This window comes from Acaryochloris sp. CCMEE 5410, assembly GCF_000238775.2.
Classification (GTDB): Bacteria; Cyanobacteriota; Cyanobacteriia; order Thermosynechococcales; family Thermosynechococcaceae; genus Acaryochloris.
The window spans coordinates 2,369,977-2,390,338 of sequence record NZ_AFEJ02000001.1 but is presented as its reverse complement, the minus strand read 5'-3'; the positions used below and the strand labels follow the sequence as shown (position 1 = coordinate 2,390,338).

Below are 20,362 nucleotides of genomic sequence, written 5' to 3'. Positions count from 1 at the left end.
TAAGCATAGTCTTTTACCCCGCCAGGAACCGCCTTATTTGACTAAGACTTCCCCATTCAACATGCGTTGAGCAGCTTCAAGCAAGACTTCTTCCAAATAGGGCTTGGTGAAATATCCTTTTGCCCCTAGCTCTGTCGCCATTTGTTTATGGCGAGCCGCCCCTCTCGATGTCAGCATCGCTACGGGTAAGTCCTGCAGATCATCATCTTGCTGTAGACGAGATAGTAACTCTAATCCGTCCATTCGAGGCATTTCCACATCACAGAAGACTAAATCACAGGGTAATCCAGATCTCAGTTTCTCCCAGGCTTCCTGGCCATCACGAGCTTGTTCCACTCGATAGCCTACCTTATTGAAGGTCATGGACAGCAGTTCTCGTACCGTGATCGAATCATCCACAATGAGCACCATTGGATCGGTATCTTCTTCCACCTCTGTGTTTTCCAGAATGCTCTTCCAGAGATTACTGTTCACCTCTAGGCGATCCAAACAGAGATCTACCAGTTCCATCACATCAGCAATGGCCATAATGCCACCATCACCCAGCACTGTGACGCCAGCAATACCCATGGGTTTAGGAACCGGTCCTGCTAATTGTTTAATGACTATTTCCTGCTCGGCCAAAACCTGTTCCACTTCAATGGCAACTAGATCATCTGCACTTCGCAGAATGACCACCGATGCCATACCATCATCCTTTGTATTACTAGCGTTATAGGATGAACTACGCTTAAACCGACGACTATAGGCCAGCAATTCTCCTAAAGGTTTACAAGGCAACTGCTTATCTTGCCAGGTTACTAGGACTTGCCCATCCGCATCTTGTTGCAACTGTTCCTTCGGAATATCAATCACATCTTGCACCCCATCAATTGGGAATGCCATTTGTGTGGAATTATCGATACAACATAGGGCCTTCGTGATACTCAGAGTCAGCGGGAGTCGAATCGTAAATGTCGTTCCCTTACCAATCCCTGAATCCGTATTAATCACCCCTCGAATTTCATGGATACTATTGCGCACCACATCCATGCCCACTCCACGACCCGCCAAATCATTGGCTTGATCCTGGGTAGAGAATCCCGATTTAAACAGTAGGGCGTAGGCTTCTTGGCGAGATAGGTTGTCAGCCTCATCTTGAGTCAGTAAGTTCTTCTGAACAGCCTTTGCTTTCACCCGCTCAACATCAATGCCAGCACCATCATCCATGATCGAGATAACGGCTTGGTTCCCCTGATAAAATGCCCGGAGTTTGATGACTCCTTCTTCAGCTTTACCTAGAGATTGGCGAACATCCGGTGCTTCAATGCCGTGGAATAGGGCATTGTTGACTAGGTGTGTTAGCGGATCATATAATCGCTCCAGAATACTTTTATCAATAAGCGTGTCACGACCTTCCAGTTCGAGTCTGGCTTTTTTACCACACTTCATGGAAATATCCCGAACTGCTCTAGGGAGTCGTTCTGCTACTTGAGCAAAAGGCACCATCCGTGACTGGGTCAGGCCTTCCTGCACCTGAGTCGTAATTTGGCGGAACATCCGCGTAACTTGCTCGGTGCCCCCAACAATAAACTCAATATCCGAGGCTGCTTCACGCACCCGAACAATGCGTTCAATCATCTCTTGGGATAAGGTGTGAAACCCCGTAAAACTATCCATCTCTAGGGCATCAAATTGCTGGCCTGTAGAGTGGCCAGAATTTCCATTTCCACCGTTTCCACTAGCAACGGCCTGCTGTTGGCGACTACTCAACAATGAATTTTCCAACAACGAACGCTCATACAGATCTTCCATATTGCGTCCCAGATCATTTAATTGCTGAACTTGCAACAATAAATTATCCAAAAACTGCCGTAAACGATTTTGGCTATCTTCTAGGGAGTTACGGCTAACCACCAACTCCCCAATTAAGTTTCCTAGATTATCCAATTGCTTCACAGGAACTTTCATGGTTTGTGCAATCGCACTCCCCCGTCGCACGGGTTTAGTACCCGTGCGTTTCTGTGGCGCTTTAGCCTGTGGCTTGACCTTAGCGGGACGACTTGGCTCTTCTAGGAGTTTTTCAAGATCGTCAAAGTCATCATTGGATTGGGCCACTGTAGGGGTAGTGGCTTCCTTTGTTGGTGCTTCAGCCAACAAGGTGTCTAAGTTGGCGAAATTAGTGTCTGCAGCAGTAACAGGCTCAGAAACTTCAGCATTAGTGGATGTCTCGAAGTTTAATGCCGGTTCATTGAACAAGTCATCGAGAAAAGAACCTTCCTTGTCTGCCTCTGTTGAAGCACTCGTGTCGTCATCTGCAAATATATCTAACCAATTGTCCGTTTCAGTCTCGGCTGAATCCGTAATTCCCAAATCACCGAAATCCAGTGCAGGCATCAAATCTAGCAGTGCAGGCATCGGCTTTACATCGGCTGCACGTTGGGCTAAAACTAAATCTCTAGCTTCCTTAATATTAGGAACGATAACCCCTGCAAGGGTCGCAAACAGGGGCAGCGCAAGAAAAATAAAGCTGTAATATGCTATGGAACTCCATTCTGTTAAAAGGGTTTCCCCATGGCTACAGGATTCAGCAAGCCTCCTTCCTCACCAGCTTCCACTGACTCATCCTCGTCACTACTGCCAACCACGGATTGCGATCAGGCTTATCAACAACTGACCGAGTGTTTTGAGGAGTTGACTGATCCACGGGGAGGCCAAGGTGTCCAGCATCCGTTTGTCAGCATCGTCGTGATTGGACTATTGGCAAGTTTAGGTGGCGCACAGGGGTGGGAAGATATTGAAACCTATGGTCTGAGCCATCAGGATTGGTTGTCGAGTTTCTGAGCCTACCGTCCGGAATACCGACAGCAGACACCTATCGACGGGTGTTTGAGCGTATTTGCCCCACCGCCTTTGAGCAGAGTTTCAATCACTGGTTGGATCAGGTCGTGACGACCCTCGGTGCTCAAGTGATCCCGATTGATGGCAAACAACTCAGGGGCTCCTATGACCGCAATCAAGACCAATCCGCCTTGCATCTGGTCAGTGCTTGGGCCAGTGAATATCGGTTATTTCTGGGACAAGTCAAAGTCGAGGACAAGAGCAATGAAATTACGGCGATCCCAGCCCTCTTAGAGCTGTTAGACATTGCCGGGTGCATTATCACCATTGATGCGATGGGGACTCAGCACGAGATTGCCTGTCGCATTCAGGCCAAAGGCGCAGACTATGTACTGGCCCTCAAAGAGAATCATCCCACGCTGTTTGAGCAGGTTGAGCAATGGTTTGAAACGGCGGAAGCGAATGAGTTTAAGGGCATTGAGTACAGCTATGATGTGCGGGTGGAAGCCGGACACCATCGTCGCGAGAAACGACAAGTTTGGGCGGTGTCCCTTCAACAAATGGGTCCTCTGTACAAGCAGGCGCAGTGGAAGGGCTTGCAAAGCATCGTCAAGGTCGCTCGGACCCGCCACTTGTGGAACAAACCACCTATGAGGTGATGTTTACATCAGTTCTCTACCGCCCATTGCTCAGCAGTTGGGCAAAGCCATCCGCCAGCATTGGTCGATTGAGAACCAACTCCACTGGGTCTTAGATGTGACCTTTGGCGAAGATGCCAGCCGTATCCGCACAGGACATGCGCCGGAAAACATGGCCATCCTGAAGCGCTGGAGCATCAACCTCCTGAATCAAGAAACGTCCTTTAAGAAAGTACCCGTCAAAAACTAAACGGGCGAGCATGGATGAAGCGTATATGCTCAAAGTTCTAGGCGCTTCTATTCCTTTACAGTCTAGCCTTTCAGAGACATAATTTTCTTGCGCTTACCCTGGGGTCGCAAAGGAGTTACTTGGGTGAGTAACAACAACACCTGCCACTTCCAACAGTTCAGACCAGCCTTTTAGCTTAAATTCCTGTCCGACTTGACCCAGATCTTGACAGATTTTAGCTAATGTTTGGCGATTTTCTGGTGTATCAGGTTGTTTGAATAATCCCAGAATCTCTCGTAAATATTGCAGAATGTCTGTTTGGAAAATTTCAAGACATTGAGCATCCAAAACCTCTGGTTCGGTTGTTGTTGTTTGTGGTTTAGGTGCAGGCGCATCACTTAATAGGGTGCTAATATCAACGCCTGGACCTGCTATCTCAGTCAGATGGCTGTCGATTTCAGCAAAAACCGGGTCGATCTCTGACAGGGTCTTGGCTGACAACTCATCCGACAACCCAAAAGACTGCTCTAATTCTTCTGTCAGAATATGGAGAGCATCAAAACTTTTAAACAATAAAGACTCTAGCTTCTGATCGACCGGAAGGTCATGCTCTTTCAGCACTTTGAAGTAATCTTCCAAACGGTGAGAAATATGCTGCATGCTGTGAATACCCAGCATTGCCGCCCCTCCTTTTACCGAATGAGCTGCACGAAATACTTCATTCAACGATTCAGGATCGGCAACAACGGTCTGCAAATTCAGCAAACCATGCTCGATTGTATTGAGGTGCTCTTTAGCTTCCTCAATAAAGTAGACCATAATCCGCTGTTGTTCTGGCTGCATTACCATCTCCCTTAGGATGCTGTAAAACGATAAGTCAAATTGATGATGTCGAAATAAGGCGATGAAGCTTTAGAATTCAGTGCCTTCCACTCTGAATCGCTCCACAGAAGATTGAAGTTCGCTGGCAACACTCACCATATTTCGCAGGGAGTCGGACACCCGTTGTGCTTCTTGAGAAGTTTCTTGGGCGGTTAACTCAACGGACTGCATAACTTGAGATACATAGCGTGATGTTTCCGTTTGCTCAGCAGTCGCTTTGGTAATCGAACCCACCAACTGGTTAATTTGGGAAGAGACTTGAATAATGTCATCCAACGAACGCTTGGCTTGTTCAGCCCGCTGGGTTCCTTCAATAACTTGTTGGGTGCCTTCTTCCATGGCCATCATCACAGAGCTTGTTTCACCTTGAATTTGTAAAACAATTTGCTCAATTTCTTTGGATGACTTGGCCGCCCGATCGGCTAGTTGACGGACTTCATCCGCAACAACCGCAAAACCACGCCCCGATTCACCGGCCCGGGCTGCCTCAATACTAGCGTTCAGAGCCAGTAGGTTCGTGCGTGACGCAATTTGTGAAATTAAACCGACAATTTTGGAAATTTCTTGGGAAGATTCAGCAAGGCGCTTCACTTTGCGGGTACTTTCAGCCACTGTTTCTCGAATTTGAAGAATACCGGCTACTGTACTTTCTACAGATTCTCCACCCTTTAGAGCAGCCTCAGTTGCTTTTTGAGCCACCTGGTCTGCAGAACGCGCACTTTCTGCCACCTGTTGAATAGACGAAGTCATCATCTGCACTGAATTAAGTGAGACGGCCAGCTCTTCGGCCTGTCGTAACGCATCAGAAGATAAGCCCCGGGCAAATTCTTCGTTTTCAGCTGCTCCTTTATTCACTTCCTGGGCAGCTACCTTAACCTGTTTAACAATCTTTTGGAGGTTATAAATGGTGAGGTTAAAAGAGTCAGCAACTGCGCCTAAAATATCAGCCGTGACTTCGGCTTGAACTGTCAGGTCACCCCGCGCGGCCCCTTCTACATCATCCAGTAGACGAATCACTTGTCGCTGCAAGTCTTCTTTAGCCTTTTCCTGTTCTTCAGCTTTGCGCTGCACTTCAGCTGTTGTTGACTCAATAAAACGAGTCATTTGGTTAAAGCTAGTCGCTAACTGCCCAAATTCATCTTTAGAAAACTCAGTAGCCCGAACACTCCAGTCACCTTGGGCTACGGCAGTCAATTGAGTTTGCAAATCATTAGTTGAAGACTTGATTTGCCGAGTCATAATTTGTCCAAGGGCTAGGGTCGTCACACCACCTGCCATACCGGCTGCTAGTGCACCTGCTCCTGTCGTGGCCATAGATTGAGAGGTTAGTTGACCAGCCCCGACCACTGCCAGCGCCGAAACGACTCCCGCAGTGGTCGACATAATAATTTGCTTTTGCTGCAATGAGGCATTGGTAAAAGGAGCTAAGATTCCCCCTGGTTTTTTGGATAGGGCAGCCCCTTGGCCATCAGAGAAGAAAGCGCTGCCATCTTGAGAATCCCCTAAAAATCCTGACTGTGATGACGCGGCCAAGTCCGATGAAGGAGGGAGATCATCAATGGCTAGCGCCTGTGCATTCTCTGCTACATTGATTAATCCGGTATCTCCAATCAAATCCTGTTCATCTTCTGCCAAGTTCAGCAAACTTGGATCCAGATCGAACTCGGTTGCTGGATCAAAGGAATCTATTTCTGCATCCCCTTCTAAACCGTCCATGGATAGTTCTTCAGATAAATCAATCCCAGACATGGGAAATTCAGTTTGATCGATGGAGTCTGAGAAATCTAAGTCAGCAGATTGGGTTGTATTCTCTCCTGCCAAATCAAAGGGTTCATCCCAGGCATCAGCATCAGAGGTCTGTATGGTATTGTCGACACCACTAATATCAGTAAATTCACTTTGAATAGCATCGCTTTCGGAATCGCTGAAAATACCGGACGGCCGAGTATCGGAACTTTCTGAATCGGATGTTGAATGGTTCTTGTTCATAAGTAACGTATCGTCTTCTCCATCAGCAAAACTATCCGAAACCAAGGGCTGTCTGTTAGTATTCCCAGCAACCAGAGGAGCGGACACATAATCATCAAAGGGGTTTGAATTGACTGCAAATGGGTTGTCATCCGCAGTTGACGACTCACCATCAGACGTTGTCTGCAGTGAGGATGAGGGCTGGGCAACTACCGCTTCACCCAATGGCGGCTCATTTCCATGCGTCATGGTCAAAGCAGCACTGTTGTTATCGATAGTGGGCATTGGCTCGGAATAGCCATAGCCCGATTCAAGGTATCGAGTTGAATCCGCCAAGCTGTTGCGAGCACAATCAAGCAACTCCGGATCATGAGTCAACTCTAATACAGACTTATATTGTTGGTTAGCAATTTCGTATTTTTGAAGACAACTATATATATGTCCTCGGAGTAATCGCAGATTTGGATCGTCAGGATACTCTTTTACTAGCTGGTCTGTCGTTTCGGCAGCTTCTTGGTAGTGACCTTTCATATAGTCACTCACTGCTTGTTGATAGTCCTGAGTATATCGAGTACTTAATGACATCTGTCTGCTCCTGCCACTGGATGAGTCGAAATGCTAACTGAAGCGAATAATCTTCGGGGGGTGTGATAGAGAATGTTGAAAAAACTATCTGAGATGAATTAAACCACTAAGATTGAACAAAACTTAAGGAATGATTTTGAAGGTTAACCTCTAGACTTGCCAAGTTTAGTCATTACCCTTCCCCCTTCTTGGAATTAAGTCGCCCACCGGGCTGATCTCAAAATTGCTTCTGGATCCAATAATCGTAAATATTGTTCGGAGTCACCGAGTACCCATTCTCCCTTCAAGAAAGGGGCCATATTGTCTGGTGCACTGAGGGATGGACTTAGCCTGTCAGCATCAAGCCAATCCATATCCATCACTTTGTCAACTGCCAGCCCCACCGTGATTTCTTGGGATTCGATCGCAATGATCGATATTTCCTGGCAATCTGTATCCAAGGGTTTAGGATGGCCTAGGAACTGACCAATATCTGTGACCCAAACAACCTGACCTCTCAGATTTAAGACACCCATCAGCACAGGGGATACATTGGGAATCGGCGTAATTTGATCGGGGGCTAATGCTAGTACTTCCCGAATACCTTGAGCTGGTAATGCAAATTCTTGGCCTGACTCAATAAAGAATCTTAAGAATAAGTCTCCTTCAGGATTTTGTAATTCCTGGAGATTGGAAAGCTGATTAGTATCTGTATCTGCAACAATATCTTGGTGACTGACCATAAGGACCTAACCTTCTAGTAATTGCCTAACTATGACTAGTAATTCTCTTGGTTGTATCGGCTTGGTCAGATAAGCATCTGCCCCTTGTTTCATCCCCCAGTACCGATCAAAGTCTTCTGTTTTTGAGGAACAAATTACAACTGGTACATTTTGAGTTGTTGGGTTAGACTTTATTTCGCGACAAACCTCATACCCATTTTTTCGAGGCATGACGATATCTAGGACCACAATATCAGGTTGCGTTGATTGGATTTGCTCAAGCGCTTCTACTCCATCTGTTGCGATCAAAACCGTGAGTCCCATGTCTTCGAGAGCATTGCTCATGAGTTGTCGCTGTGTAATACTGTCATCAACTACTAAAACTTTTTGCATTTATTGCTACCTGACATCTTCGCTAGGGCTACTCACATTTAAGTATTGGCTGCTACGGTAAAGGTGAAAGTGGTCTGAAGTAATTTGACAAATAGTATCAGTCATTTACCTGAGTAGACTAGCTTCAAACAGAACAGCCAAGAACGAAGTTATTGAGGGTAATTTCCCCTGCGAACTTAGGATACCCTCCCCTAACATACAATTTGCCAATCTGTGGATTGTTTTGTTCCAGGGAAAGGATCAATTCCTTAGGAGTAAAAAGACTTGCTCTGTGCATGCAAAGAAGAGCTGCCCTTCTGGGAACTATTGATTTGGGAAGAACTGAGTTCCCTTGTATAGTTGAGCATGTCTTTGGCTGAGAGTGTTGGCTTAAATCTTGAAGTTAGCTAATCTTGAGGAGAAGTTCAGCTGACTGCTTGAAAAATCCTATTGATTCAAAAGCTAAGCTTTTATACTAAATAGGAGTTGAATGACGTTCAATACGATCGCTAAATTTAGAAAGCTGAACTTTGGATATTGACTAGGCTCAGATGCAAGTAGAAATTGAGGGTGATAAGTGTGCTGTATCTCGCTGAAGTGCACAAGAAAACTGGCTTTATGGGTGCTAAAACAGAGCTAAAGCTTTTAGCCCAAAAGCAATCTGAGCATAACTGGAGCCCTATCTCTGGCGAAGAAATGCTCCAAGCTGATGCTGCGAACGACTATAACGCAGGTGTCCTCGTCTTGGTTGAGATGGATGGCAATCAGCAGCTTAAAAGTATTCAAGATGCAACAAGGCAGCTAGTGGGTATCTTAAAAAGCTTCTCTCGCATGCGTGAGAAATTTAAAACCCAGGAAGAAGAGATTGAAGGGTGGAAGCAATCTTTAATTTACCAAAGTCAAGAACTCACTCGGCGTGAAGTGGATATGGAAGCCCGAGCTGAGGAAATACAGGAGTGGGATGCTGAATCTCAAAAAATTGAGCAGCAACGCCAAGAATTTGAAGCTACGCGTACTCAGATCCTGCAGTTAAAAGAGCAGATGGAGCTAGATCGCCAGCAGTTAGAGGAAGGCTGGGGACGTTTGCAAAATGCTCAAAATGACGCACAGGCAGGTCTGTCTGATGAACAAGTTCGGCAGATAGAGCAATTGTTGGATCAATTGGATCAAGCCCTAGCTAATGGGACATCCAATCCGGATCATGCATTAGCGAGTATCAATCAACATCCTCAGATACAGGAAGCTTGGCACAATCTTGACCAGGATCGCTCTCACGCTCAACAACAACAAGCAACGCTGGATCAACAACAGTCTGAGCTACAAGCTGCTTGGCGGGAATGGCAACAAACCGAAGATTCTTTGGCACAAACCAAGCTAGAACTTAAGGTGCAAGAGCAGTCATTCACCTTGAAAGAAGAACAGAAAAGTTGGCTAAGCGAACAGCTACAAGCCCAAGGCAGTCTCTATGAGACTCTCACTCAAATGCAGGGTGCTGCTGGTGAGCAAGCCGATGTGCACAAGCTTCGGGATATGCCTTTAGAGGAACTGGAGGCTACGGTAGAGAAGCTCAACACAGAATTGGTTAAACTGTCTAGTTTTGTTAATGATCAAGAGGAAGAACTGAAATATCAACAAGACGCGATTGATGAGTTGGAAGCAAAAATTCAAAATGCCAGCGAGTATGATCAATTGAGTTTGACTGGTGAATTGGAAGATGAGCGTCAGCATTTTCGTTTACTGGATGAAACGTTAGAAGGTCAGCGCAAAACGTTACAAGAGCGTGAAGCCATTCTTTATTTCCATCAAGATATTTTGTATCAGCGGAAGCGATCGCAACAGAATAAATTTCATCAATCCGCCACGTTAGACTTGGCCCCGCTTGTAGACTTAGCCAAAGCTGAGCAAGAAAAGCAACAGCAAGCCCTAGAAAAGTTAAACCAAGAACTAGGTGACCTTGAGGCTTCTCTACAAGTCACTCGTAATACGATAGAGGCGACGTCTGCAGAACAAGATAATAAGCGCAATGCATTAAAACAACAAGAACAAGAGCTAGAGAACCAAAAAACGGTCTTGGCTGAGTTGTGGGGGAAGGTCAAAACCTCTGAGAGCTTATTACAACCGATTCAAGACGTTGTCGAAAGCCTCAAAGGCCAAGAAGGTCAGCAAGACAATCCAGCTTTCTCTACCTTGAATGAACTGAAGCAAGTCTTTATGGCTATTGGTCAAGGGAGCTAGAGCAGCTGGCAAGGCTTTGGTCCGATTATTCATCGGTTGCCGAAATGTTGTTGGGTTCAAGTTCCCAAATGTTTAAGGTATCTGCAGCAGCTCATCTAGTTTCGCCCGAACGGCTTGAATATCTTGCCACATTAACCACTTGGGTTTGCCAGGCTCAGGAGAGGGATTTCTAAGGAGGTAGGCAGGATGCAAGATGGGCATGCACAGATAGTTTTGCCATGCTAACCATTGCCCACGGATTTTGGTAATGCCTCGTTTATCTCCTGTCAGTCCCCGTACTGCTGTTGCTCCTGTCAGTAGGATAATCTTGGGGTTCACAAGGCGGATCTGTTCTAGCAGATAGGGCTTACAAGCTGCTGACTCGTCTGACGTCGGGGCTCGATTGCCTGGTGGACGGCATTTAACAATATTGCAAATATAAACATCGTTTTGGGAATCGAGTTTGACAGAGGCCAAGATTTTGTCTAGTAACTGTCCGGCTCGGCCCACGAATGGTAACCCTGTTTCATCTTCATGTTGACCAGGGCCTTCGCCAATGATCAGAATGGGGGCTTCCGGGTTCCCCCGACTGACGACCACATGGGTGCGACTGGGGGCTAAATCACATCGCTGACATTGTTGGCAATGAGTCGTTAACTCTTGTAGATTTTGGTAAAACCCTTTAGGGATAGGAACCTGTGGACTCGCAGAGATCTCTTCGTGGGTCACCGCTTCTGACACGGTTTCGGTTTCTTGCCAATCAAATAAACTGATTTGTTCTCCGTCAGGCATGAGACTTCTCTGGATTAGGGGCGATATCTCTGCAAAAAAAGAAGCTCTGGAACTGTGATGAGCGAATGCTGGGGGAGGGATAACTGATGTTATTTCAAATCTAACAAACCCGTCTCTTTTAACTTAGGGTTAAACCGCAGAGGCTCTTGTAAGCCACGCTGGTTCAGGATCTCCATGATTTCAGCTTCTAGACGGCGAGCCGCATTTTTAAGAACTTTGAGCTGGCTGCGCTCGTCTAAAGCGGGGTCTTGATGTTGGGCCTGTTCTTCATCGGTCATTGCGGCTTTGACGTCAATGGCCTGTTCCCACTTGCTCTGATCGCTGTGGTTACCGGGGACTGGCGCATCATTGCCTTGAATCCAGGTACTCCGTATCTCTTCCAGTAGGGTACGGTTGGGACGGTCAATAGTTTGGACTTTCAGCCAATAGCATAAACGAGGTTGACGAATTAAGTGCTGTTTGAGGCTGAGAAAGGTATCTCTTGAGTACCCCACATATTGGAGGCTTTGATCTTCCCCAAAGATGGCATAGACACCAATTTTGCCAGCAAATTGTTGGGGGAGCATCCCGTCGGCATCTAGATAGGGGATCGCTTCCAAGTCGGCGAGAGGGGTAACGAGATTCTCTACAGACATAATCAAGTTTCGATACGACCCGCTCCATCATTAGGGAAATATCTTGTCAGACTCAGGGCAGTTCCCCAGTTCTGGAGTTATTCTTAGTATGCAGTACTATCTGTCCCTAGGGGCAAAAAGATTGTCAAGACTTCACCTTGCTGCTGATTTTGGCGGACAGTGAGTTTCCCGCCTAAGATTTCGAACAGTTGTTTGGTCACCGGTAAACTCAAGCTCAAATTGCCCGTTTCAGGTTGCAGCATGAGTAAATCACCTATTGCTTTGAGCATGGGCAAATCAGCAGCTGAATCTGGATTCGTCATGGTTTGATCAGAACGAAGCTCTAATTTGAGCTGATCGCCTGCTAGGGCAATTTGTAACTGCATTTGACTACCGATGGGCAAGCGATGGCTGAGTTGCTCGATTAAGCCTGTGAGCACCTGTTCCAACATATTGGGATCACTAATTGCGATCGCAGGCAGTTGCTCCGGCATATCTAACTCAAAAGAGAGACTGCGCCGATCGGCCTGCTTTTGCCAGCGCGGAACATTCGTGGTTAAAACCTCCTGAACCGAAATAGACATAAGCTGAATGGTGGGTGTTGTCTCAGCAGTGGTCAGCTCCATTGCCCTAAAAATTAGGCTAAAGCGATCAATTTGCTCATGACATTCTCGTCGTATCGCTTCGAGTCGTTTCAATACTTCTGCCGGTAAATCTGAGCGTTTTAGCAATAGTTGAGTAAAGGTTTGGATGGTGGTCAGAGGTGTTCGCACTTCATGAGCTAAGGCTTTTAATAAATCAACTTCTGGGCCTTTCTGATGTGTGTTGCGCTTTGAAACCGCTTCCCCCTGCTCTAACCCATCAGCTTTCATCGCTGTTGGTTTAGCCGCACGGTGGAGAGAAAGCTCAGGCAAGATAGCTGAAACTTGGCGGTAGTTATGCAACAGTTGACGGCTAAATTGCAGCGGAATTTGATAGTGAGGCTCTACCGTTGGCCACTGCTGCAGCAGGGCATCAAACGCTGCCAATTCATGTGGTCGAGTGAGTTGAATGCGCGACCGTACACTTTGGAGCACCTGATTCACGGTTTCTGGGATAAAGGAGAACTGAAAGCATGCTCCTTGATCGACAGAAGGCTTTAAAGTAGCGACCCAACAAAAAGAAGCCGTCAGCACCAAACAAAATCGTTCTGCTAATTGTGGATCAGCGGGGAGTAAGGGAATTGTCTGGGCAGACTGAGTGGCTGATTCAGCCTTCAACTGAGCACAGGGCGGCAACTGTAATGCAGTGCCATGGGTGGGGATTAAGGCCCAGGTATGGAAATGGGCAAATAAGCCCAAATCACTCAATAGAGGCGTCGGCCCCGTCAAGATCAAACCTTGAAGCTGGTTAAGATTGGACGGGTTCCCCCCAGCTTGGCTAATATTTATTTCCTGGGTCGTCAGCAACATGGATAGGAGCGTACCAATTGCAGCATGCCATTCCGTTTCAGCCTGAGTGGATTGAGGCTCAGACCACCAATCTAAGTCTGGCTCGCTCTCCCGAAACCCTTCGCTAATTGTCGGCAAGACCCATGCATTCACAGTTGCAACTGCCTCTCCTATTGGTGCAATGGCTGAAATACGACTTCTTTGAAGATAGCGATTTTACCCCCATTCCCCCAGCAGTAGAACCGAACGTTATTGGCGAAATGTCCCTGCTTATTTGTTTCGCATCTTACTGGAATTATGGCCTGCGTTCTCCCTGACAACCTGAGACCATCAATAGCGTTAAGATAGTTAAACCTAATCCCCTATGATTGGATTAGAGCCGCGATATTAAGGTGCATCCATGCCTCCCTTTGCTGGAATTTTCATCATGATCGGTATTCTAGGACTGCTGATTGCTGTCCATGAATTAGGTCACTTTCTTGCTGCGAGACTGCAAGGCATCCATGTAAACCGCTTTTCCATTGGTTTTGGCCCGGTCTTATGGAAATACCAGGGTGAGCAAACTGAGTATGCTTTGCGGAGTATTCCCTTGGGGGGGTACGTCGGATTCCCAGATGAAGATCCCGAGAGTTCTATTCCTCTTACCGATCCAGATTTGATGCGCAATCGACCCGTGTTGGACCGGGCCATTGTTATCAGTGCCGGGGTGATTGCCAATATGATTTTGGCCTATGTGCTCCTGGTTGCAGAAGTTGGTATTGTTGGGGTTCCCGGTGGTGTGCAGTACCAGCCAGGGGTGTTAATTGCTCAAGTGGCAACGGATGTGAGTTCTGTGGCTGCTAATGCAGGCATCCAATCGAGAGATATTGTCCTCGCCGTTGATGGACAGCCCCTAGGCCAAGCAGAGGCTGCTCGGGATTCCCTGATGAAATCCATCCAAGACAACGATGGTCAGCCCATTCAGTTGCATATTAAACGGCAAGACCAAGAGCTAGACATCAGCATTATTCCTGAACGAACGGATGATGGACTAGCCCGCATTGGGGTTCAGCTTGCTCCCAATGGTCGTTTAGTGCGCCGTCCGATTCAACATGTCGGCGAGTTGTTTGGTACTGCGGCCCAAGAATTTCAGAAAATCGTGGGTTTTATGGCTCATACCCTTAGTGAATTGGTGGGTAATTTTAGAGAATCCGCCAGCCAAGTTGCAGGTCCTGTGGGTATTGTTGCCATTGGTGCTGATATGGCGCGAACGGATATGAGCAGCCTGTTCCAGTTTGCCGCAGTCATTAGCGTCAACTTGGCTTTTATCAATATCCTGCCGTTACCAGCGTTAGATGGTGGTCAATTAGCGTTCTTACTCCTGGAAGGACTCCGAGGGAAGCCATTGCCTAACAAGATTCAAGAAGGTGTCATGCAGGTTAGCCTCTTTCTCTTGTTGGGGCTGGGGGTATTTATGATTGTTCTGGATACCGCCAAACTAATGACTTAGGCTATGCCTCGACCTGCTGCCAAAAAAGTAAAGGCCTTAGAATTACTCGATCGCCTCAAACAGCTCTATCCAGATGCAACCTGTAGCTTGACCTATGAAACACCGGTTCAGCTTCTAGTAGCGACGATTCTGTCGGCTCAGTGTACGGATGAGCGGGTGAATCAAGTGACCCCAGCCCTGTTTGAAGCCTATCCAGATGCCCTTGCCTTCGCCGAAGCGGATCGGGATGCATTAGAGACGCTCATTCGCTCAACGGGGTTTTATCGCAACAAAGCCAAGCATATTCAAGGGGCTTGCCAAAAGATTGTCAGGGACTTTGACGGCCAGGTCCCGAATCAAATGGATCTTTTGTTAACCCTACCTGGGGTGGCCCGCAAGACCGCTAATGTTGTCCTAGCCCATGGCTATGGCATTAATATGGGGGTCACCGTAGATACCCACGTCAAGCGCTTAAGCAATCGGCTGGGACTAACTCACCATCAAGATCCCGTCAAAATTGAGCAGGATTTGATGAAGCTGTTACCCCAAGAAGATTGGGAAAACTGGTCGATTCGCCTGATTTACCATGGTCGAGCCGTTTGTAGTGCGCGCAAACCCACTTGTGATCGGTGTGCTCTGAATGATCTCTGCCCATCCGCAGGTCAGGTCACCCCAGCTCGCTCTCCCAAAAAGTAAGTGAAATCTTTCGAAAAAAAGGACAAGATTCGTTAAAATAGAAAATACTGTTTAAATTTTTGATTGGACATCCCACAACTTCATGGCTAAAAAAGGCATGGTTGAGCGCGAAAAAAAGCGAGAAAGACTCGTTGCTAAATACGCTCACAAGCGCCAAGCGCTACTCGAACAAATTTCTCAAGCCTCCTCTCAGCAAGAGCGGATGGATCTACACCGACAGCTTCAACGCCTTCCTCGGAATAGCGCGCCAACTCGCTTGCGCAATCGTTGCTGGGTCACTGGGCGGTCTCGGGGCTATTATCGAGATTTTGGCTTATCCCGACATGTATTACGGGAAATGGCCCACGAAGGTTTATTGCCAGGTGTCACTAAGTCTAGCTGGTAGTACTCTTCTATCTACAATACTTAAGTCACAGCTTCTCTATAGTTGCAGGGGAGCTGTTTCGACTTGTTCAGATTATGCATAAACGATGGTCAGAAATACCTTCTTGCCAGACTAGATGATGGTGTCGATTAGGATTGTCCGCAGCAGGTATCAATACCTAAACTATTGAGTAATAGATCGCTGACTGCATTGGCTACGGCAAACTCACTGTAAAAGCTTTTGGAAAAATCGAATCCTTGCATCTCAGTCAGAATCGCGATTAGCAAGCAACCCACATCATTTTCGCCTTCCATCCGCTGGCGTAGGTAAACGGAAGAAGCTCGTTCTGCGATTTTGTCATTGACAATTTCTGGCAGAAACTCCCGGTCGAGCCATGTATGCAAAGCCTGGCGTAACCATTCAGCTTCTTGTTCTGGGCTGCTACAGGGCGGTAACGTTACCGCGGGGATGGGCTCAATCATGATGGTTGGCTAAATTGCTGCTTGTATTCAATATAAGCAATTTTGCCCATTATGAGGCGGAACTCTGCAAATGAGAGCGACCATTTTGAATAACGCGAGTCATATGTCCGAGTCGATCTTCGAGTTCTCTAAGCACTTGCTCTGCATACCGATCGGCTTCTAGCTGGATTTGCTCACATTCTGCTTGGGCCGCTTGGCGCATGGCCTCAATTTCTTGCTGAGTTTGGCGTCTAACCCGCTCTACTTCTGAGATATTACGCTCGCGCATGGTTTCAATTTCACCTTGCACTTGCTTACGCAAATGCTGAGCTTCCATTTCAGCCTGCTGGATAATCGTGAGTTCATCGGCGATTTGGGCAGCTCGCTGTTCGGCGGATTGGATCAGCTCTTCGGCATATTGGTTGGCCCGATTGATAATATCTTCTTTGTTTTGCAAGATATTCTCGGCCGATCGAATGGTATCCGGAATGCTTCGTTCTACGGCTAAAAGCTGAGATAAAAGCTGTTCTTCGTCCACCACAGTGCGACGAGTCAACGGCATCTTTAAGCCGTCCAGGACAATAATTTCCTCTAGGCGCTGCAGCTGCTGCTGCAATTCCAATCCTTGAGATTGATGAGCCGCTAGTCCGTGGGAGTACTCGGTGCCGTTGGCGGTGGTATCGACACTGAAGGTGGAGTCTTGGTGAAGCATTCTTCTAACTCAATGGCAACGTTTTCAGGGACAAGATGAGCAACTGATCCACCAAACTTGGCAATCTCTTTGACTAAGCTACTGCTGAGAAAGCTATATTCGTTGGAGGTGGCCAGAAACACAGTTTCGATATGGGGAGATAAGCTGTGGTTGGTATGAGCCATTTGTAGCTCATACTCAAAATCGGACAACGCCCTCAACCCCCGCAACAACACTTGCGCTTGCCGCTTTTGCGTATAAGTCACTGTTAGTGTATCAAATGTGTCAAGCTCTAAGTTGGCAAGGTGCTGGGTACAGGTTTGAATTTGCTGAAGGCGTTGTTGAACCGAAAACAAAGGTGCTTTGTTGGGATTGCGAGCTACGGCAACAATGACTGATCCAAACAAGTTGCATCCTCGTTCAATAATATCGAGATGCCCTAAAGTAATGGGGTCAAAACTGCCAGGATAGACTGCAATCATATTTTGGGTGCTTGGTTGAGGCGATTATAGTCTAATCTCTCCAACTTTGAGATCCTAAAACCAAAAAAAATGCTAATGTTTTTTCTCATTTGCGCCTAATTAATCTAAAGACTTGTGGGTCTCTAGTTCTTGCTTTTCTCTCCCTGTATTCTTTGAGTCTATTTTGTAGTTTGAAAGTGTCTTGATCATGCCCCTGCAAATTTACAACACCCTGAGTCGGACCAAAGAGCCGTTTACAACCCTCGAAGCTGGCAAAGTGCAGTTCTACTGCTGTGGGGTGACGGTCTATGACTATTGCCATTTGGGCCATGCTCGGTCTTATATTGTTTGGGATATTGTTCGACGATATCTGCAATGGCGGGGGTATGACGTTACCTATGTGCAGAACTACACGGATATTGACGATAAGATTCTCAAGCGGGCGACACAGACAGGTCAAGATTGGCAGGTTGTAACCCAGACCTTTATCCAGGCCTATGAAGCAGATATGGCTCGCCTCAATATCTTGGCAGCAGATGCTTATCCCAAAGCCACTGAATCGATACCGGCCATCGTTAACCTGATCCAAGACCTCGAAACAAGGGGGGTAGCTTATGCTGCCCAAGGCGATGTCTACTTTGCCGTTGAAAAGTTTCCAGGTTATGGAAAACTTTCTGGACGATTGCTCGATCAGATGGAAGCAGGGGCCAGCGGCCGCGTCGAACAGCTTGAACCCGCTGAGCAAAAGAAACGTCATCCCCTAGATTTCGCTTTGTGGAAAGCCACTAAACCTGGCGAACCGAGCTGGGACTCTCCCTGGGGACCTGGGCGTCCCGGATGGCATATTGAGTGCTCAGCCATGGTGAATCAATGCTTAGGTGCTGAAATTGATATTCATGCGGGGGGCTCAGATTTAGTTTTTCCCCACCATGAGAATGAGATTGCCCAATCGGAAGCGGGTTTAACCCCCCGACTAGCCCGCTACTGGATGCATAACGGGTTTGTGAATGTTGGCGGGGAAAAGATGTCTAAATCCCTGGGGAACTTCACGACCATTCGCCAGCTTTTGGATACACCCTTGCCGATTTTGGCAGGGAAAACCCTGCATCCTATGGCTTTAAGACTGTTTGTTTTGCAAGCCCAGTATCGCAAGCCGATTGATTTTACCGATGATGCGATCGCAGCCGCGCAGCAAAGTTGGCAAACCCTGAAAGAGGGGCTGCTGTTTGGCTATGACTACGGGGCTCAACTGCAATGGTCAGACTATACCGATCCAGATTTTGGCAATCCCGCCAATATGCGAATTCCAGATCCGAATGTTGCGGTTCAGCGGTTTCAACTCGCCATGGATGATGACTTTAATTCACCCAGTGGATTAGTTGTCTTATTCGAACTGGCTAAGGATTTACGCAAAGCCGGTAATATTCTCAGTCATCAAGGCGAAACGTCTACCACGAGTGAACAGCTTCGAGAGCAGTGGCAAACTTTAGTCTGCTTATCCCAGGTATTGGGTCTGGAGGCTCAACCTGACTCTGATGCAGCCTCCACAGACTCGGAAGATGGCCTCAGTGAGCAAGCGATTGCAGCCTTGATTGAGGAGCGACAGGCGGCTCGCCAGGCTAAGAACTATGCCGAAAGCGATCGGATTCGAGATCAGCTTAAAGCAGAAGGCATTACCCTAATCGATCAGTCTGGTGGGGTCACTCGGTGGTTACGGGAATAAACCCTTCTTCCTGAGGCTTTGTGCCAATGATGGTGCGGTGGCGTGGATCGCTTGCTGTGGTGACGGTATGTTCAAAGCCAGCTGCTGTTAACGCAGACTCCACATCAAAGGTGTAGTAGTCATCACTCCAGGGTTCTGTGCTTTTCATCAATGTGAATAGCGCAGGTGGTAAATTTTGGATCACGGGAGATTTAGGGTTGTTGTCGACGAGAGCTATGCATCCCCCTGGCCTCAGAATTCGCAGTGCTTCTGCAAAAATTTGCTGGGTTATCTCTCGGGGCAGTTCGTGAATCACAAATTGGAGGGTCACCAGATCCAATGCAGCATCGGGTAGCCCCGTCTCTTCTGCTTTGCCATGGTGCCAAGTGATCTCCTGGTTCACATCCCGTTTGTGAGCGATCGCCAGCATATAGGGAGAGAGATCTAGGCCAGTGGTGTGGACTGGATGAGCTTGAGTGGACTGATAGTAGCGATGGAGGGCAAAGGATGAAATCCCTACTGAACAGCCCATATCCAAAATATGGGTCACTTGGGCCGGACCATAGTCGGCCAGGACTTGATGAAAACTAGCCCGTAAACGGTCTTGGGCCATTTCCCAGGTCAGATCTTCTTGGGGCCAAACCCGTAATGCCATGGCATAGGTTGCGGATTCGGCTTCAAAAGCAGCAGGCCAGCATAAATTACCATGTTCATAGGCATGGAAAGGCACTTGATAATAGTCGGGATAGACCAAATTCGGATTGTTCGTCCGGTCAAAGAAATCTTGGGTATTGGAGGTGGCTAATGTTTGGTAGTTTTGGCGCCAAGGCACCCCATTCTTCTCGGCTGTCTTAATCAGCACCTGGCGGGCTTGCCGTTTCATGACGGCATAAATGGGCTTGGTCTGAATCAGGAGATTGACTAATTTCGAGAGCCAATCTTCTCCTGCCCAGTCCGGCTTAAGCTTCAGAGTCATATCAAGAAATGCAGAGGGCTTGGACTTTATATTGTAAAAGGGGAGTGTCCCCCATTTATAGATATCTGGGATCAGGTGCTGATGGGATGGCACCGAGATGAAGTGAATCCCTTAAGATCACTGAGATTTTTTTGTTCAAACGGAAAAATGATTTTTTTGGCGATGATCTGGGAATGATCTGTATTAGCCCTTCCCCAATGTAAATGATTCAACACTCCCAAAAATATGAGGTTAGAATCATTTTTATAAACTTCCAAATCGACCTGATGACATTTTGGCACTGTCCTAATTCTCCTAT

Annotated in this window: 17 protein-coding genes and 1 pseudogene; 6 read left to right on the top strand and 12 right to left on the bottom strand. The window is 47.2% G+C overall.

Translation table 11 applies throughout. The features are described 5' to 3' along the window. Positions 1-33: 33 nt before the first annotated feature. Complete coding sequence (locus tag ON05_RS10770; protein WP_010474925.1) at positions 34-2,397, bottom strand: hybrid sensor histidine kinase/response regulator; 2,364 nt, start codon at positions 2,395-2,397, stop codon at positions 34-36. 156 nt (positions 2,398-2,553) lie between these two features. Here ON05_RS10770 and ON05_RS38490 point away from each other — a divergent pair. Next, a pseudogene (locus ON05_RS38490) lies at positions 2,554-3,790 on the top strand (ISAs1 family transposase). 11 nt (positions 3,791-3,801) lie between these two features. Here ON05_RS38490 and ON05_RS10760 read toward each other — a convergent pair. The 4 genes from ON05_RS10760 to ON05_RS10745 all read right to left on the bottom strand — a co-directional run bounded on the left by ON05_RS10760 (position 3,802) and on the right by ON05_RS10745 (position 8,216). Beyond that, the gene (locus tag ON05_RS10760; RefSeq protein ID WP_010472881.1) at positions 3,802-4,530 is read right to left on the bottom strand and encodes an Hpt domain-containing protein; all 729 of its coding nucleotides are present in this window, start codon (positions 4,528-4,530) and stop codon (positions 3,802-3,804) included. Between the two features lie 69 nt (positions 4,531-4,599). After that, complete coding sequence (locus ON05_RS10755; protein ID WP_010472884.1) at positions 4,600-7,122, bottom strand: HAMP domain-containing methyl-accepting chemotaxis protein; 2,523 nt, start codon at positions 7,120-7,122, stop codon at positions 4,600-4,602. A gap of 194 nt (positions 7,123-7,316) precedes the next feature. After that, entirely contained in the window at positions 7,317-7,844 is a 528-nt protein-coding gene (locus tag ON05_RS10750; protein ID WP_010472886.1) for a chemotaxis protein CheW, read from the bottom strand. A 6-nt stretch (positions 7,845-7,850) separates the two neighbouring features. After that, positions 7,851-8,216, bottom strand: a complete 366-nt coding sequence (locus tag ON05_RS10745; RefSeq protein WP_010472888.1) for a PleD family two-component system response regulator — start codon at positions 8,214-8,216, stop codon at positions 7,851-7,853. Positions 8,217-8,765: 549 nt separating this feature from the next. Between ON05_RS10745 and hmpF the strand changes: the two genes are divergently transcribed. Then, a complete protein-coding gene (gene hmpF / locus ON05_RS10740) occupies positions 8,766-10,430 on the top strand; it encodes a pilus motility taxis protein HmpF (RefSeq protein WP_316964462.1) in 1,665 nt (554 codons plus the stop codon). Positions 10,431-10,502: 72 nt separating this feature from the next. On the opposite strand, the gene ON05_RS10735 is transcribed toward hmpF, so the two are convergent. From ON05_RS10735 to ON05_RS10725, 3 genes are all read right to left on the bottom strand, one after another. Beyond that, complete coding sequence (locus ON05_RS10735) at positions 10,503-11,201, bottom strand: uracil-DNA glycosylase family protein (protein ID WP_010472892.1); 699 nt, start codon at positions 11,199-11,201, stop codon at positions 10,503-10,505. A gap of 89 nt (positions 11,202-11,290) precedes the next feature. Then, positions 11,291-11,836, bottom strand: coding sequence for a GIY-YIG nuclease family protein (locus ON05_RS10730; RefSeq protein ID WP_010472895.1), 546 nt, complete (start codon positions 11,834-11,836; stop codon positions 11,291-11,293). A gap of 83 nt (positions 11,837-11,919) precedes the next feature. Further along, on the bottom strand, positions 11,920-13,398 hold the full coding sequence (locus ON05_RS10725; RefSeq protein WP_010472897.1) for a sensor histidine kinase KdpD: 1,479 nt from the start codon (positions 13,396-13,398) through the stop codon (positions 11,920-11,922). 247 nt (positions 13,399-13,645) lie between these two features. Between ON05_RS10725 and rseP the strand changes: the two genes are divergently transcribed. The 3 genes from rseP (at position 13,646) to rpsN (ending at position 15,794) form a co-directional block, all read left to right on the top strand. Continuing rightward, the gene (gene rseP / locus ON05_RS10720) at positions 13,646-14,734 is read left to right on the top strand and encodes an RIP metalloprotease RseP (RefSeq protein WP_010472903.1); all 1,089 of its coding nucleotides are present in this window, start codon (positions 13,646-13,648) and stop codon (positions 14,732-14,734) included. Between the two features lie 3 nt (positions 14,735-14,737). Further along, a complete protein-coding gene (gene nth / locus ON05_RS10715) occupies positions 14,738-15,409 on the top strand; it encodes an endonuclease III (RefSeq protein WP_010472904.1) in 672 nt (223 codons plus the stop codon). Between the two features lie 82 nt (positions 15,410-15,491). Further along, on the top strand, positions 15,492-15,794 hold the full coding sequence (gene rpsN / locus ON05_RS10710; RefSeq protein WP_010472906.1) for a 30S ribosomal protein S14: 303 nt from the start codon (positions 15,492-15,494) through the stop codon (positions 15,792-15,794). A gap of 128 nt (positions 15,795-15,922) precedes the next feature. Here the strand turns inward: rpsN and ON05_RS10705 are convergent, their stop codons facing one another. The 3 genes from ON05_RS10705 to coaD are packed head-to-tail and all read right to left on the bottom strand — an operon-like array spanning position 15,923 to position 17,407. After that, positions 15,923-16,255 carry a hypothetical protein gene (locus tag ON05_RS10705; RefSeq protein WP_010472909.1) on the bottom strand — a complete coding sequence of 111 codons (333 nt, stop codon included), beginning with the start codon at positions 16,253-16,255 and terminating at the stop codon, positions 15,923-15,925. Between the two features lie 49 nt (positions 16,256-16,304). After that, positions 16,305-16,946, bottom strand: coding sequence for a hypothetical protein (locus tag ON05_RS10700; RefSeq protein WP_071826354.1), 642 nt, complete (start codon positions 16,944-16,946; stop codon positions 16,305-16,307). After that, entirely contained in the window at positions 16,877-17,407 is a 531-nt protein-coding gene (gene coaD / locus ON05_RS10695) for a pantetheine-phosphate adenylyltransferase (protein ID WP_010472912.1), read from the bottom strand. Before coaD ends, ON05_RS10700 begins: the two co-directional genes overlap by 70 nt. A 187-nt stretch (positions 17,408-17,594) precedes the next feature. Between coaD and cysS the strand changes: the two genes are divergently transcribed. Further along, a complete protein-coding gene (gene cysS, locus ON05_RS10690; protein WP_010472915.1) occupies positions 17,595-19,109 on the top strand; it encodes a cysteine--tRNA ligase in 1,515 nt (504 codons plus the stop codon). Here the strand turns inward: cysS and ON05_RS10685 are convergent. Further along, positions 19,087-20,064 (bottom strand): class I SAM-dependent methyltransferase, encoded by a 978-nt coding sequence (locus tag ON05_RS10685; protein ID WP_010472917.1) that lies wholly within the window; start codon positions 20,062-20,064, stop codon positions 19,087-19,089. The two genes, cysS and ON05_RS10685, sit on opposite strands and share 23 nt — an antisense overlap. Between the last annotated feature and the right edge of the window lie 298 nt (positions 20,065-20,362).